The organism is Streptomyces sp. NPDC025721 (genome assembly GCF_055558595.1).
Genome location: NZ_JBVHMF010000001.1, coordinates 476,372 through 491,202, shown reverse-complemented (window position 1 = coordinate 491,202; position 14,831 = coordinate 476,372). Strand labels below are relative to the sequence as shown.

At 74.8% G+C, this 14,831-nt stretch carries 12 protein-coding genes; 6 read left to right on the top strand and 6 right to left on the bottom strand.

Annotation, left to right across the window (positions count from 1 at the left end; all coding sequences use genetic code 11):
* Positions 1–3: 3 nt before the first annotated feature.
* Both ACZ4EF_RS02180 and ACZ4EF_RS02175 read right to left on the bottom strand, forming a co-directional pair.
* Positions 4–3,240 (bottom strand): sacsin N-terminal ATP-binding-like domain-containing protein, encoded by a 3,237-nt coding sequence (locus tag ACZ4EF_RS02180; RefSeq protein WP_467502293.1) that lies wholly within the window; start codon positions 3,238–3,240, stop codon positions 4–6.
* 141 nt (positions 3,241–3,381) lie between these two features.
* Positions 3,382–4,290 (bottom strand): DUF3027 domain-containing protein, encoded by a 909-nt coding sequence (locus tag ACZ4EF_RS02175; RefSeq protein ID WP_355337417.1) that lies wholly within the window; start codon positions 4,288–4,290, stop codon positions 3,382–3,384.
* A 259-nt stretch (positions 4,291–4,549) separates the two neighbouring features.
* Here ACZ4EF_RS02175 and ACZ4EF_RS02170 point away from each other — a divergent pair, with 259 nt between their 5' ends.
* From ACZ4EF_RS02170 to ACZ4EF_RS02155, 4 genes are all read left to right on the top strand, one after another.
* Entirely contained in the window at positions 4,550–5,929 is a 1,380-nt protein-coding gene (locus tag ACZ4EF_RS02170; protein ID WP_391043088.1) for an MFS transporter, read from the top strand.
* Between the two features lie 153 nt (positions 5,930–6,082).
* The gene (locus ACZ4EF_RS02165; RefSeq protein ID WP_355337414.1) at positions 6,083–6,574 is read left to right on the top strand and encodes a hypothetical protein; all 492 of its coding nucleotides are present in this window, start codon (positions 6,083–6,085) and stop codon (positions 6,572–6,574) included.
* Between the two features lie 77 nt (positions 6,575–6,651).
* Positions 6,652–7,314, top strand: coding sequence for a futalosine hydrolase (locus tag ACZ4EF_RS02160; protein WP_355337411.1), 663 nt, complete (start codon positions 6,652–6,654; stop codon positions 7,312–7,314).
* Positions 7,304–8,188 (top strand): 1,4-dihydroxy-6-naphthoate synthase, encoded by an 885-nt coding sequence (locus ACZ4EF_RS02155; RefSeq protein ID WP_355337408.1) that lies wholly within the window; start codon positions 7,304–7,306, stop codon positions 8,186–8,188. Before ACZ4EF_RS02160 ends, ACZ4EF_RS02155 begins: the two co-directional genes overlap by 11 nt.
* 155 nt (positions 8,189–8,343) lie before the next feature.
* Here ACZ4EF_RS02155 and ACZ4EF_RS02150 read toward each other — a convergent pair whose 3' ends face one another.
* On the bottom strand, positions 8,344–8,727 hold the full coding sequence (locus ACZ4EF_RS02150) for a cold-shock protein (RefSeq protein ID WP_033173507.1): 384 nt from the start codon (positions 8,725–8,727) through the stop codon (positions 8,344–8,346).
* Between the two features lie 165 nt (positions 8,728–8,892).
* Between ACZ4EF_RS02150 and ACZ4EF_RS02145 the strand changes: the two genes are divergently transcribed.
* Positions 8,893–9,141 carry a hypothetical protein gene (locus ACZ4EF_RS02145; protein ID WP_355337403.1) on the top strand — a complete coding sequence of 83 codons (249 nt, stop codon included), beginning with the start codon at positions 8,893–8,895 and terminating at the stop codon, positions 9,139–9,141.
* Between the two features lie 58 nt (positions 9,142–9,199).
* Here ACZ4EF_RS02145 and ACZ4EF_RS02140 read toward each other — a convergent pair whose 3' ends face one another.
* Together ACZ4EF_RS02140 and ACZ4EF_RS02135 are read right to left on the bottom strand one after the other, a co-directional pair.
* Positions 9,200–9,853 carry an HAD family hydrolase gene (locus ACZ4EF_RS02140; RefSeq protein WP_391043085.1) on the bottom strand — a complete coding sequence of 218 codons (654 nt, stop codon included), beginning with the start codon at positions 9,851–9,853 and terminating at the stop codon, positions 9,200–9,202.
* Positions 9,854–10,112: 259 nt separating this feature from the next.
* Entirely contained in the window at positions 10,113–11,135 is a 1,023-nt protein-coding gene (locus tag ACZ4EF_RS02135; RefSeq protein WP_467502289.1) for a hypothetical protein, read from the bottom strand.
* 126 nt (positions 11,136–11,261) lie between these two features.
* On the opposite strand from ACZ4EF_RS02135, the gene ACZ4EF_RS02130 reads away from it, so the two are divergent.
* Positions 11,262–13,790 carry a helicase-associated domain-containing protein gene (locus tag ACZ4EF_RS02130; RefSeq protein ID WP_467502287.1) on the top strand — a complete coding sequence of 843 codons (2,529 nt, stop codon included), beginning with the start codon at positions 11,262–11,264 and terminating at the stop codon, positions 13,788–13,790.
* Here ACZ4EF_RS02130 and ACZ4EF_RS02125 read toward each other — a convergent pair.
* Entirely contained in the window at positions 13,753–14,826 is a 1,074-nt protein-coding gene (locus ACZ4EF_RS02125; RefSeq protein ID WP_467502286.1) for a VanZ family protein, read from the bottom strand. The genes ACZ4EF_RS02130 and ACZ4EF_RS02125 overlap by 38 nt on opposite strands.
* Between the last annotated feature and the right edge of the window lie 5 nt (positions 14,827–14,831).

The following is a 14,831-nucleotide window of genomic DNA, read 5'->3' as shown; positions in this document are numbered from 1 at the left end:
CCGTCAGTCGAACCAGCGGTCCATGGCCAACTCCTCGGTACGGGTGGGGTCTTCGAGGAGTGCGGCCAGTTCGAAGCGGCGGTGCCAGTGGGCCGTGGCCCACGCCAGGCCCGCGGCCACGCCCTCGACCGTGGAGGCGTGCAGGGTGCCGTCGACGTAGCGCCAGGAGAGTTCGACGTCCCCGGTGACGAGCAGTTCCTCGTGCTCGATGTACGTGGCGGGGGCGCCGGGGAGCAGGTCGTGGACGGCGGGCAGCACGTCGTGGATCTCGCCCTCGGAGACGACACGGGCCTCGACGGCGTCGCTGAGGCGGCGGACCTGGAAGAGGTCGGCGAGGTCCGCGGCCAGCCGCGGCGGCACGGGCAGCAGGGCGCGGCCCGCGGCGAGCGGCAGCAGGTCGGGGGCGTCGGCGACCAACGCGTCGGCGGCGTCGACCACGCGGGGCACGCCGTCCACGACGGCCCGCAGGTCGTCGGGGAGCGTGACCTGCTCGGGGTCGAGTTCGGCCAGCGCCGCGTAGAGGTGGTGGAGCTGGGCGGGGGTGACCCGCCGCTCGGGGTCGGCCAGCCGCGCGAGGAGTTCGGCGGCCCCGCCCGGTTCGTCCAGCAGCGCGCGTACGGAGGTGCGGACGCCCAGCGCCCGCAGCACCTGCTCGTCGACGGCCGTGCCGGTGGCGGCCTCGTCGTAGAGCCCGGCGAGCAGCGGGTCGCCGCCCGCCGCGCGCAGGCCGACCGGGCGGCGGCCGTCGAGCACGGGGTGGTCGCGGAGCCACCAGGCGGCGTAGGGGCGTACGGAGTCGGTGGTGCCGTCGGGGAGCAGGACGCGTACGGGCGCGGTGATCGCGTCGCGCAGCGGGGGGCGGGAGAGCAGCGCCAGCGCCTGCGGCCAGGCGTCGTCGTCCACCAGGTCGAGGTCGCGGACGCCGATCACCTCGGTGGCGACCGGCGGCACGTCGGTCTCGGGGAGGCGGTCCAGGACGTCCTCGCACCACACGTCGACGGCGTCGAGAAGGCCGATGTCGTCGGGCTCGGCCCAGTCGCTGTCGCGCGGTTCGAGGTCGTCGGGGTCGAGGACGACGTCGGCGGCGCGGACCAGCGCGAAGGTGGCGAGCACCCCGACCGCGGCGAGCGGCTGTTCGCCCCAGCGCTCGGCCAACTCGGCTTCCACGGCGGCCAGTTCGCCCTCGCGCAGGACGGATTCCAGGGCGCTGCCGGGGAAGACCAGCTCGCCGGCCGGGGCGAGTTCGCCCTCCTCGTCGGGCAGCGCGAGGGCGGCGAGCCACGGCTCCTCGCCGGGCGCGAGCCCCGCCGCGCGGGCCAGAGCGAGGACGGTGTCGGCCAACTCCTCGGTGTCCAGGGCGTTCTCGTCGTCCCAGGCGGCGCCCTCGTCGTCCAGCGAGGCGGCCACGGCGGCCCTGACCTGAGGGGTGGTCAGGACGGCGCGCGGGGTGGCGGGGGACGCGCCGAGCTTTTCGAGCAGCGGGTGCACGGCGTCGGCGTGGGCGACGCGCAGGCCGAGGCGGGCCAGCGCGGCGGGGTCCACCGCGCCCGTGTCGCCGTCGTCCCCCTCCCCCGGCACCGGCAGCAGCACCTGGCGCGGGCCGACGACCGTACGGCCGTCGGCGAGCGGCACCGGGAGGCCGCTGAGGACGTCGGCGTCGGTTCCGGCCAGCGCGTCGTACAGGCGCCACCACCAGCCCGCGGGGCGTTCGGTGCCCGCGAGGCGGTCCACGGCGTCGGCGAGGGTCAGCCGGGCGACGCCCAACTGGCGCAGCGCGGGCCGCCGTTCGAGCGTGGAGGGGACCAGCGTCGGCAGCACCTCGGCCAGGACGCGTACGGCTTGCGCGGTGGCGCCCTCCACGACCTCGGCCTCGACCGGGCGCAGCGCGGGCGCCTCACCGGCCAGCGGGCCGCCGCCGTCCCAGGAGCCGTCGTCCGCGGCCTTCTCCGCCGCCTCGGGGCCGTCGGGGCCGTCGTCGGGGCGCGGCTCGGCGGCGCGCGGCAGGAAGGCGGTACGGGGCAGCTCGGCGAGGATTCTGCGGCGCAGCTCGGCGTCGAGTTCGCCCTTGCCCAGCGGTCCCGGCACCAGGTCGACCACGCCGGTGCCGACCGGCCGCCAGCCGGCCAGCAGCGCCACGTACGACTCGGCGGCGCGGGCCAGCAGGAAGTCGGTGAGCGGGCCGAGGGCGGCGTGGCGGCGGGTCGGGTCGAGCGGGAAGGAGGCGAGCAGCAGCGCGGGCAGGCCGAGCGGTTCGTCGGTGGGCGTGGGCGCGTGGACGACGGGCGCGGTGCGGGGCGCGGCCGGGGCGCCCTCCTCGTCCACGGGGACCGCCCAGGTCACCGACCAGACGGGGCGCAGCCGTTCCTCGACGGGGCGGTCGGCCAGCAGGTCGGGGGTGAGGGCGCCGGAGGCGGACGACACCCGCCAGCGGGCGGCGCCTTCGCGGTCGCTGTCCTCGATGACCACGTCGCCGTCGTCGGTCTGACGGCGGGTCAGGGTCCGTACCCCGTCCGGGGTTTCCACCACGACCTCGGACAGGCCCGGCAGCGCGAGCAGCAGCGCGTCGTCCACGGCCGCCAGCAGCCGGGCCGCGAGGTCGCCCGCGGCGCCGTCGCGCAGCGGCAGCAGCACGACGGTGTCGTACGTGTCGGGCGCGCGGCCCTCCGCGGGGAACGGCAGGCGCAGCAGCGGGACATGGCCGTCGCGGCGTCGCAACTCATCGGTCAGGCCGGGGACTTCGGCGGCCAGCGCGCGGGCCTCGGCCAGCGACCAGCGGACGCCGCCGGTGCGGCCCACCACGGCCGGTTCGTCGCTGACGGCCAGCACCGCCGCGAAGCCGACGCCGAAGCGGCCGACTGCGGCCGGGCCGTCGTCGCGCTTGGCGGAGGCGCGGAGCGTGGACAGCGACTCGACGGCGGCGGCGTCGAGCGGCGCGCCGGTGTTGGCGGCGGCCAGCAGGGCGGGGTCGTCATCGCCCTCACCGGCCCCGTGGAGGGTCAGCCGCAGGCGGCCGGGGACGCCGGCCCGTACCGCCGCGTCGGCGGCGTTCTGGGCCAGTTCCACGACGAGGCGGTCGCGGTAGCCGCCGAGGGCCAGGTCCTCCTCGGCGTTCGCGTCCTCACGGAAGCGGGCGGCCGACGCGGACCAGGCGGTGGTCACGCCCGCGCGGAGCGCGGCGGTGCCGAAGGGGTCGCTGGTGGCTTCCGTGACGACCGTCGGTCGGGTCCCTGCGCGGCTCACGTGGCCCTCCGGTTGTTGCTGCGGCCCGCGGCCGGGCCCCTGTCGGGGCGACCGTACCGCCAATGGCGCCGCGCCCGCGCGGCGCGGTCGCCCGCACGGGGTCCACCGCCGCCCCCGGCCCACCGGCCGGGGGTACCGCGGCTACGAGCGGCCCGGCCCGTCCGCCGCGGCGGCGTCGTCGTCCGCCGGGGACACGCGGCCGGGGTGCAGGGAGACCTGCTCGGTCTCCTCCATGTCGTCCAGGACCATCGGCGGCGGGGTGGGGGTCTTGGGCATCACGGCGGCCTCGGAGTGGCCGCCGCAGCCGTAGGACAGGGAGACCAGGCGGCCGTCGGCGGGCGAGAACTCGTTGGCGCAGATCCCGAACGCCTGGCTGAGGGAGCCCTTGATCGCGACGAGGAAGCCGCAGCTCACGCAGTTGGCGGGCGCGGCCTGGGCCATGGGCGTCTTGGCGCCGAACTGCTCCTCCCAGCGGTCGGCGGCGGCGTGCAGACCGTAGCGGGAGAGCACCCGCGGCCGTCCCATGCCGATCTCGGCGGCGACCGCGGTGATCGTCGCGGGCGTGGGCACCACGAAGTCGGCGTCGGAGGAGTCCGCGGCGCTCTCGGGACCCGCGGAGCCGTCCGGGGCGTCGGCCGACCCGTCGGGGAAGCCCGGGAAGCGCTCGTCGTCCTCGCCGGTCCACCCCGGCTCCAGGCGCAGGTCGTCGGCCTCGGTGGGCAGCAGGTCACCGGGGCCCATGTCGCCGGGCCGCAGCCGCTCGCTCCACGGCACCCATTCGGGCGCGAGAATCGCGTCGTCGCCCGGCAGCAGCACCGTCTCGTCGATGGTCACGACCTTGGCGCGGGAGGCCCGCGTGAGGGTGGTGGCCCAGCGCCAGCCGCGGTAGGCGGGCTCTTTACAGGCGAAGTAGTGGGTGACGACGCGGTCCCCCTCGGCGACGACGCCGAGGTGCTCGCCGACGGACTGCGGCCCCGCCGCCTCCTCCGTCACAGCCAGCGCGACATCGACCGCCTCGGCGCACAGGCGGTCAGGGGTACGGCTTCGCATCGCAGCACTCACAGAAATCGTTTCTCTCTCTACGCCGTCTCACGTGTGCGCCGCGACGCGACGGACCCGACGCGGAAAACCGGGGCGGAGCGGACCTGCGGACCGCTTCGACGCCTTGGTTTTCTGCCTTCGTGGCCCTGCCCGAGCGTCTTCGGGCGCACCTGTTGTCACCCATTCTGCGCGATCGCACGCTACCTGTGCGCACCACGTGCGCAAAGGAGGGGGTGCGTGGTCTTCCGATTGGGGCAGGATTGCTGTCGTGGCACGAACGGTGACTGCGGGCCCAGGGCCCGTGCGCAGGGCCGGACGCGCCCTCGCTAACGGCGTGGGGCGGTCCGGCGGTGCCTTGCGCCGTCGTATCAGGCGTACGACACACGCGGGCGGCGCGGGCGAGTCGGGGCTGGCGAAGCTGATCGAACTGCACGCCGTGAACTCGGCGGGCGACATGTTGATCACGATCGCGCTCGCGAGTTCGGTGTTCTTCTCGGTCCCGACCGGACAGGCCCGCGGCCGGGTCGCGCTCTACCTGCTCGTGACGATGGCGCCGTTCGCGCTCCTGGCCCCGGTGATCGGTCCGCTGCTCGACCGGCTCCAGCACGGCCGCCGGGCGGCCATAGCGATGGCGATGATGGCGCGCGGCGTGCTGGCCTGGACGATGGCCGGGGTGATCAGCACCGCGGGCCTCGGCCTGTATCCGATGGCGCTGGGCGTCCTGGTGGCGTCGAAGGCGTACGGCGTGGTGCGAAGCGCGGTGGTGCCACGGCTTCTGCCGGACAGAACGACACTCGTGAAGGCCAATTCACGGGTGACGCTGGCGGGTCTGCTCGCGACGGCCATCGCCGCGCCGGTCGGCGCGGGGCTGCACGCCTTCGGCCCGCAGTGGCCGCTCTACGGCGCCTTCGTGATCTTCATCGTCGGCGCGCTGCTGTCGATGTCGCTGCCCTCGAAGGTCGACTCCTCGCGCGGCGAGGGCAAGGTCCGGCTGTCGGCCGACGAGGAGGCGCCGCCGGAGCCGTCGGGGATTCCGGGCAAGCGGCCGAGCCTGCTGGGCGTCGGCTCCTCGGTGCTGCACGCCCTCCAGGGCAACGCGGGGCTGCGCTCGCTGTCCGGCTTCCTGACGATGTTCCTGGCGTTCATGCTGCGCGAGCATCCGCTGGGCGGCCTCACCGCGGCGACCTCCCTGGGCGTCGTGGTCGTCTCCGCCGGCGCGGGCAACGCGCTGGGCACGGCGCTCGGCGCGTGGCTGAAGGCGCGCGGCCCCGAGATCATCATCGGCAGCGTCCTGATCTGCTCGCTGACGGCGACGATCGCCGCGGCCACCTGGTACGGGCTGGTCACCGTCGCCGCCGCGGCGGCCGTCGCGGGCATCTCGCAGGCCCTGGCGAAGCTGTCCCTGGACGCGCTGATCCAGCGCGACGTGCCGGAGTTGGTGCGCACCTCCGCCTTCGCCCGCTCCGAGACCGCCCTCCAGCTCTCCTGGGTGGTCGGCGGCGGCCTGGGCATAGTGCTCCCGCTCAACGGCCAGCTCGGCATGTCGGTCGCGGCCTGTCTGGTGCTGGTGGCGTTCGTGGTGTCGGTACGCGGCCTGTTCGGCTCGGCGCGGCGCGGCGGAAACACGGCGTCGGCACGGGTGGCGTAAGGACACCGGCCGTACGCGGTAGGGGCCCTGGCGTACGCGGCGGGGGTCCGGCCGTAACCGGTACGGGTGTACGGCGGCGGTGATCGCCGGGCCGTCGCGGGACACGTCCCACCCCCGCGCAGCCTGGGGGCAACAGCCCGGTAGCCTCCTGCCATGAGCATTCGCCGCGCTGCCACCACCATCGGTGCCGTCTCCCTCGGGCTCGTCGCCCTGACCGCCTGCGACAAGCCGACCCCCCTGGCAACCGTGACCGTGGGCACCCGGTCCGTGACCGCGGAAGCCGTGGACAAGTGCTACGCCCACGGCAAGCTGCTCCCCCAGGCGATCTTCGAGGCGTGTCTGACGGCCGCCCCCAAGCACCACCTCACGGTCGGCCTGGGCGACCAGGTACGCATCGGCGTCGACCCGAAGCTGGCGAAGAAGGGCTGGCTGCTCGCCAACGGCACCCAGCTCGTCACGCAGGAACTGCTCAAGAACCAGACGTACTGGACGCTCGACAGCGGCACCCTGTTCACCGTGCAGGACCAGCAGACCGGCCAGTCCACGCAGGTCAAGGAAGTCACCTTGAACATCGTGGAGTCCGGCGACCTGACGGGCCGCAAGACGTACGGCATCTGGAAGATCAAGCTCGTCCGCGGCAAGTGACACCCGACCGCGCCGCCGGTCCCGCGCCGGGCCCGGAACCCGGTCCCGCGCCCGCGCCTTATGGCAGGCTCCTCGTCGTGACCGCGGTGGACGCCGAACGCGCGGCCGTCGAGGCCGGGCTGAGCGCGGCGCCACCGCCCACCGCCGTGACGGCGGACGTGATCGCCGCTGGTGTGGGTCCGGCGGCAGCGGCGGCGGGCACCGCCACCGCGCTGGCGCTGGCCGAGGCGGCGGGCGCTCCGTACGGCCTGGTGGTCTGCGCCGGGATCGCGGGCGGTTTCGCGCCGGTCGCGCCCGTGGGCCATGTGACGGTCGCGGAGACGGTCGTGGCGGCGGACCTGGGCGCGCAGACCGACGAGGGCTTCGTACCGGTCGTGGAGCTGGGTTTCGGCACCTCTGAGCACCGGCCGCCCGCGCGGCTGAGCCGGGGCGTGGCGCGGGCGCTGGGCGCAGCGTACGGCCCGCTGCTGACCGTGAGCACGGTCACCGGCAGCGGGGAGCGGGCCGCGGAGCTGAGCGGCCGTCACCCGGGCGCCGTCGCGGAGGCGATGGAGGGCTTCGGGGTGGCGGAGGCCGCCGCGGCGCACGACGTGCCGATGCTGGAGATCCGCGCGGTGTCGAACGCCGTCGGCCCCCGTGACCGCGAGGCGTGGCGGATCGGCGACGCGCTGGCGGCCCTGACGGTGGCGTTCGGGAAGCTCCCGGCCGCCTTGGAGGTTGAAGCCACACATGACGACTGACACCGCGAACACGGGCCCGGCCGGGGCGCCGCACGACGCCGCGCTGCGGATCGCGTACTCCCCCTGTCCCAACGACACCTTCGTCTTCCACGCGTGGGCGCACGGCCTGGTGCCGCAGGCGCCGCCGCTCGACGTGACCTTCGCGGACATCGACATCACCAACGGGATGGCCGAGCGCGGCGAGTTCGACGTGCTGAAGGTGTCGTACGCGGTGCTGCCGTGGGTGCTGGACGAGTACGCGCTGCTGCCGTGCGGCGGGGCGCTGGGGCGCGGCTGCGGGCCGCTGGTGCTGACCCGGGAGCCTGGCGCGGACCTGGCGGGCAAGACGGTCGCGGTGCCCAGCGAGCGGTCGACGGCGTATCTGCTGTTCCGGCTCTGGGCGGCGACCGAGGTGCCGGGCGGGGTCGGGGCGATCGTGGTGCTGCCGTTCCACGAGATCATGCCCGCGGTACGGGACGGCCGGGTGGACGCCGGTCTGGTGATCCACGAGGCGCGCTTCACGTACCGGAACTACGGCCTGCACAAGCTCGCGGACATGGGCGAGCACTGGGAGGCGACGACCGGGCTGCCGATCCCGCTGGGCGCGATCATCGCCAAGCGCTCGCTCGGCAAGGAGCGGCTGCACGCGCTCGCCGAGTCGGCCCGTACGTCGGTGCGGATGGCGTGGGACGACCCGGAGCCGTCACGCGACTACGTGCTGGAGAACTCGCAGGAGATGGACCCCGCGGTCGCGGACCAGCACATCGGGCTGTACGTCAACGAGTTCACCGCCGATCTCGGCGAGGACGGATACGCCGCCGTACGCGGACTGTTGACGCGGGCCGCCGCCGAGGGACTGGTGCCGCCGCTCGCCCCCGACGCGCTCGCATTCTGACCGAGATTTTCGTCGGGTGGCCGGAATTCACCGTGCCCGTTGCGCACTTGCGCACTTCGGCACTTGCGTACTTCGGCACTTCGCCGCTTTACCGGAAGGCGGGCTTCCGGCAAAGCGGCGCTAAAAACGGTCGACTTCCCTACGTCATAGCGGACTCATACGTCGAGCTGATCGGCGACAACGCGCAGTACGGAAGCGATCTTGTGTCCGTGCGCCTTGTCGGGATACCGGCCGCGCTGGAGGGAACGCGCGACGTCTTCGAGCAGCGTGGTGAGGTCCTGGACGATCGGCAGCAGCTCATCGGGTTTACGGCGCTGTGCCGCCGCCACCGAGGGAGCGGGATCCAGAAGTGTCACCGAAAGCGCCTGATCACCGCGCTGTCCTGCGACGACGCCGAATTCCACGCGCTGGCCGGGCTTGAGCGCAGCGACTCCGTCAGGCAGCACCGACGAGTGCACGAAGACGTCGCCGCCGTCATCGCGGGAGAGAAAGCCGAAGCCCTTCTCGCTGTTGAACCACTTGACTTTGCCGGTAGGCACGTCCGACCTCGTCCTCATTGCTCGAAACGACTCTGAATAAGACTTCAGCGGGTCCATCGGAGACCCGCTGGCACCAAGGCTAATGGCCTGGTGCTGTGTGACAAGACGCCAAGGTCCCGTTCCCCGGCCGTTCGACCGCCCCCTGAACGGATCTACCCTTGTCCGGTGAGCAAACAAACCATGGGCGCCGGTGACCTCCTGGTCCGTGTCGGCGCGATCGTCTTCCTCGTGGGCGCGGTCGGCACTCTCGTCACCGTCGCGCCGCTGTTGCTGGGCACGCATACGCTGCCGACGCCCGCGTATTTCGTGTCCATGCTGATGGGCGTGGGTATGGCGGTGGCGCTGTGCGGGCTGCTGCGGTCCGCCCTCGCGCAGCGGCAGACCTCACGGGAGCGGGGCGCGGCCGGTTCCTGAACCGGCCGCCGGGCTCTCCCGCCGAAGCCGGCGGCGGCTTGCGCCGTCCCCGGCGCGCTCAGGCAGCCGCGGACGTGTGGGCCGCGAACCAGGCCGGAAATTCGGTGAGATCGTCCAGGACGACATCGGCTCCGGCCGCCCGCAGTTCCGCCGCGTCGCACGGGCCCGTGGCCACCGCCACCGACAGCGCGCCCGCCTTCCGCGCGCCGCGCACGTCCCCGACGTGGTCGCCGACGTACACGCTCGCGCCGTATTCGATCAGCGCCTGCGCCTTCTGCTCCGCCCACAGCCAGCCGCGCACCTCGGCCTCGATCCCGACGTGCGCCAGGTGCAGTTCCGCGTTGGGCCCGTACTTCGCCGTCACCACCACCGGCCGCCCGCCCCCCGCCCGCACCGCCGCGACCGCCTCCGCCGCACCGCGCATCGCGGGCGTCGGCGCGATGGCGTGGTCCGGATACAGCGCCCGGTACAGATCGCCGATCTCGGCCACGCGCTCCGCGGGGAACCAGTTCGCCAGCTCGTCGTCCAGCGGCGGGCCCAGCCGCGTGACCGCCAGCTCCGAGTCGATCCACACGCCGGTTTCCGCCGAGAGCCGGTCGTACACGGCCTTGATCCCCGGGCGGGAGTCGATGAGGGTCATGTCGAGGTCGAAGCCCACCGTGAGGGTGGGCCGGGGCGGTACGGGGCTGAGGTCGCTGGTCACGCCCTCCATTCTCCCCTGCCGGGTCAACCCGATTTTCGTCCCCGTAGGGGGCGCGGGGAACTGCGCGGCCCGCCCCCACCGGCCGGTGGTCGGGACACCACCGAATTGCCCCTCTGGGGCCGGTGGTGACCTGCGGGAGCATCGTGGCTGAGCGCGCAGTTCCCCGCGCCCCTAAAAGATCGGCCCGCCGCCCGGCGCAAAGGGGCCGATCGGGGCCGCGCCCCGGGGAGAACCCGCCTTCGTGAGGGGGGCGTACCGGGGCGGAGCCCTAGGCGCGGCGGCGGGCGCGGAGGATCAGGTAGAGGGCGGAGCCAACGGCGGCGACGCGGACCGCGAAGGGATAGGCGTCCTGGAAGGCGTGGCCCATCTGCCCCTGGGCGATGGGATCGCCCCATTTGCCGGTGTCGCGCCCCCAGACCCAGACGACGAGCCCGAGGGCGGCGGCCCCGGGAATCCCGAGGATGCCGAATTTGGCCTGGCGGCGGGTGAGTTGGCGGGAGAGGTAGCCGGCGAGCCAGCCGAGGCCGAGGGGAATCCAGGAGCCGATGACGGCGCCCGCGACGAGAAGGGCGGCGGCGAGCAGGAGCAGCGGGCTGCCCCAGGTGACGGTACGGGCGGCGCGGCGGCGCGGCAGCCAGCGGCGGCGCGACCGGGCGGCGACCTCCTCCTCGTACGCGGCCTCCTCCTCGGCCTCTTCCTCGACCGGCGCACGCGGCGCCCCGGGCCTGACCCTGGCCCGGGTGTCACCGTCGTCGTCCAGATCCTCGTCGTCGAAGGGGATGAAGACGCCGCCGGTCATACCGGGCAGGCCCGTGAGTTCGTCACCGGCCCTGAGGTGACCGTCGCGGCGCTCGTCCCGGTCCCACCAGTCGTCCTTCTTTCCCGCGCCCCCGCCGCCGCCCCTGCCGCCGCCGCCCTTGCCGCCGTCGGCCTTCTCCGTACCGTCCCTGCCCGCCGTCTTCCGCATCGACGGCACGCCGTACGGGCCGTAGGGGCCCCCGGCGGGCGCGGACGGGGACGAGGGCGGGGCCGGGACCTCGGGGGCGGCGGCGCCGGACGAGGCGTCGCCGGAGCCGCCTGCCGCGGCCTCCACGACGGCGTCCGGGCTGCCGATCCGGCCCAGGATGCGGCGGACGGTCGCCGGGTTGTCGCTGTCCTTGCGCTCCCGGTCGATGTCGGTGCGGAGCTGCGCGACCAGCCGCATGCGCTGGGAGGCGGGCAGCGCGGTCTGCGCGAGGTCGCCGATCCGGCTGAGGTAGTCGAACACCATCTGGTCGCTCTCGACACCCACCGCCAAGCCCCTTTGTCCGCGCCCGTGTCCGACCCTGCACCGACCGTACCCGCCCGCCGTCACCGCTGTCCTCATCCGCGGCCGCCATCCATGGCCGCCGCGACAAGGGGGGCTAATGTGGAACGGATGACGACCGGAGGGCAAGGATCTGTCCCGCGCACGCTCGCGGAGGACCTGCGCGCACGTGACGACGAGGCGCTGGGGCGGCTGCTGCGCGCCCGGCCGGACCTGCTGAGCCCCGTACCGAACGACCTGACGCAGCTCGCGACCCGCGCCTCCACCCGTACATCGGTGGTCCGCGCGCTGGAGCACCTGGACCGCTTCACGCAGCAGGTCGCCGAGGCCCTGTCGGTGACGCGGGACCCGTGCTCGTACGGGACGCTGCTCACGCTGATGACGGGCGGCCCCGAGGGCACCGGCCACGCGGAGCCGCTGGACGCGGAGCTGGTGGCCGCGGTGACCGCCGCGCTGCCGCGCGCCGTGGACGTCCTGCGGGCGCGGGCGCTGCTGTGGGGCCCCGACGACCGGCTGCGGCTGGTGCGCACCGCGCGGGACGTGCTGGCGCCCGCCGCCACCGTGCCGTCCGCGACCGGCCTCGGGCCCTCGGTGAGCGAGGCGACCTCGGGCATGTCGCCCTCCCGGCTCCAGGAGATCCTGGCGGACGCCGGGCTCGATCCGACGCACGACCCGATGAGCGCGGTCACCGCGCTGGCCGGACTCTTCGCGGACCGCGACCGCACGGCGGCGCTGCTGGACACCGCGCCGGACGGGGACGCGCGCAAGGTGCTCGACCGGCTGGTGTGGGGGCCGCCGTACGGCGAGGTACGGGACGCGACCGTGCCGGTGCGGGCCGCGGACGCGGTGACGCCCGTGCAGTGGCTGCTCGCCCGCGGCCTGCTGCTGCCCGCGGGCCAGCACAATGTGCTGCTGCCGCGCGAGGCCGCGCTGAGCCTGCGCGGCGGCCGGGCGCACCGTACCCCGGAGCCGCTGCCGCCCGCCGTCGCGCCGGTGCCGCGTACCGAGCGGACCGTGGACATGACGGCGGCGGGGCAGGCGTTCACGGCCGTCAGCACGGTCGGCGAGCTGCTGAAGGAGTGGCAGACCGGCGGTCCTTCGGTCCTGCGCGCGGGCGGCATCAGCGTCCGCGACCTCAAGCGGACCGCGACCGCGCTCGACCTGACCGAGGCGCAGGCCGCCTTCTGGCTGGAGCTGGCCTACGCGGCCGGGCTGATCGCGACGGACGGCGAGCTGGACGAGGCGTACGCGCCGACGCCCGCGGCCGACGAGTGGCTGCTGCTGCCCGCGCAGGAGCGGTGGGCGACGCTGGCCGCCGCCTGGCTGACGGCGACGCGGACGCCGGGCGTGGTCGGCAGCAAGGACGCCAAGGGCCGCGCGCTGTCGGCGCTCGGCCCCGACCTCGACCGGTCGCTCGCGCCCCGGGTGCGCCGCCGCGCGCTGCGCGTCCTCGCCGATCTGCCGCCGGGCTCGGCGGCGGCCCCCGACGAATTGCTGGCCCGGCTGCGCTGGGAACGGCCGCTGCGGCCCGGCGCGGACGCGCTCCGCGCCGACCTGCTGCGCTGGACGCTCCAGGACGCCGAGAATCTGGGCCTGACCGGGCGCGGGGCGCTCGCCGCGCACGCCAGGCCGCTGCTGGGCGGCGCGGGGACCCGCACGGCGGCGGAGTCCGCCGCGGCGGCCGGTGCCGCGGCCGGGCTGCTCGCGCCGCTGCTGCCCGAGCCGCTGGACCACGTACTGCTCCAGGCCGACCTGACGGCGGTCGCGCCGGGGCCGCTGATGGCGCCGCTCGCCGAGACGCTCGGGGTGCTGGCCGACATCGAGTCCAAGGGCGGCGCGACGGTCTACCGCTTCACACCGGAGTCGGTACGGCGCGCCCTGGACGCCGGGCGCACGGCGGCGGAGCTCCAGGACTTCCTGACCTCGCACTCGCGCACGCCGGTGCCGCAGCCGCTGAGTTACCTGATCGACGACGTGGCGCGCAGGCACGGCACGCTGCGGGTGGGGGCCGCGTCGGCGTATCTGCGCTGCGACGACGACGCGCTGCTGACCGAACTGCTCGCCGACCGGCGCGCGTCGGGCCTCGGGCTGCGCCGCCTGGCGCCGACGGTGCTCGCGGCCCAGTCCGAACCGGCCGTGCTGCTCGACAAATTGCGCGCGATGGGCCTGGCGCCCGCCGCCGAGTCCGCGGACGGCGATGTGCTGATCACCCGCGCCGATGCCCGCCGCACCCCGCCGCGTACGCCGCCCACGCCCGTCACGGACGGGCCGCCGGTGCCCGCGGGGGCGCTGCTGGGGGCCGCGGTGAAGGCGGTCCGCGCGGGCGACCGCGCCTCGACCGCCGTGCGCCGCTCGCCGGACTCCGCGGTGTCCTCGGCCGCCGCCGGGAGCGCGGACGGCGGCCTGCCCCGTACGCCAGCGGCCGACACGCTCGCCACCATGCAGGCGGCGGTGCTGAGCGGCGAGTCGCTGTGGATCGGTTACGTCAACGCGGACGGCGCGGCGAGTCAGCGGGTGATCGCGCCGGTACGGGTCGAGGGCGGCTATGTGACGGCGTACGACCACACCGTGGACGAGGTGCGCACCTTCGCGCTGCACCGGGTCACGGGCGTTTCGGAGCTGGCCGACGACCCGGCCTGACGCGCGCCCGCACGGTCCCTTCCGGCCGCACGGTCCCTTCCTGCCGCACGGTCCCTTCCGGCCGCGCGATCCCTTCCTGCCGCAGGCCCCGCCGGACGTCCCGGCGCCCGTCCTGGCGCGGTCCGCTGTCCGGGCGCCTGCGCTGCCACCAGTGGTGGCGGCGCGGGTAGAGGGCGCGGCCGAGGCGCAGGCCCAGCAGCAGGTAGCCGATGAGGGCGCCCGCGGTGTTGAGGATGACGTCGTCGATGTCGAAGGACCGGCCCACGATGATGACGCCCTGGGTGGTCTCCACCGTCAGCATCACCAGACCGGTCAGCACGCCCACCCTGAGCAGGCCGCGCGCCTTCGGGAACAGCATCGGCAGCAGGATTCCGAAGGGCACGCCGAGCAGGATGTTCCCGCCGATCTGCTTCACCGCGTCGCGCGTGCTCGGCCCGTTGAGGTAGGCCCTGATCGAGTGGCCCGGATGCAGATTGGAGTGGATCAGTGAGACGGACGCCGGTGACGGCACCAGCGTGACCTTCGCCAGCGCCACCGCGAAGGCCACCATCCCGACGATCGCCGCCGCGAGCACCACCACGCGGGCGAGCGTCGCGCCCCACGAACGGCGTTGCAGCAGGGGGACGTACGGCTCCTCGACCGGCTCGGGCTCGACGACGGGCGCGGCCTTGGGCTTCGGCCCGAACCTGGACTTCAGCGTGGGCCTCGGCTCGGGCTGCGGGGTCGCCTTCGGACCGGCCTCGGCGGCCGGGGGCGCGGCCTTCGTCCAGGGCCAGGTCCGGGCGGGCGCCGTGTCCCGAGCCGTCGTCCGTGCCGTCGCTGCCGTCTTCGCGGGTGCTTTCGCCGGTGCCTTCTGACGGGTCCTGGCCTGGGCGCTGGTACGCGGCTGAGCGGCCTTGCGTACGGGGGTGCGTGCGGGCTTGGCCGCGGACCTCGCCGTGGGGGCCGGGTCCGCCGTGGCCTTCGGCGCCTTCGCCTTCGGCCCGTCCTTCGGTTCCTTCGGCGCCGTGCGGAACAGCGCCATCCTCACCGCCATGAACC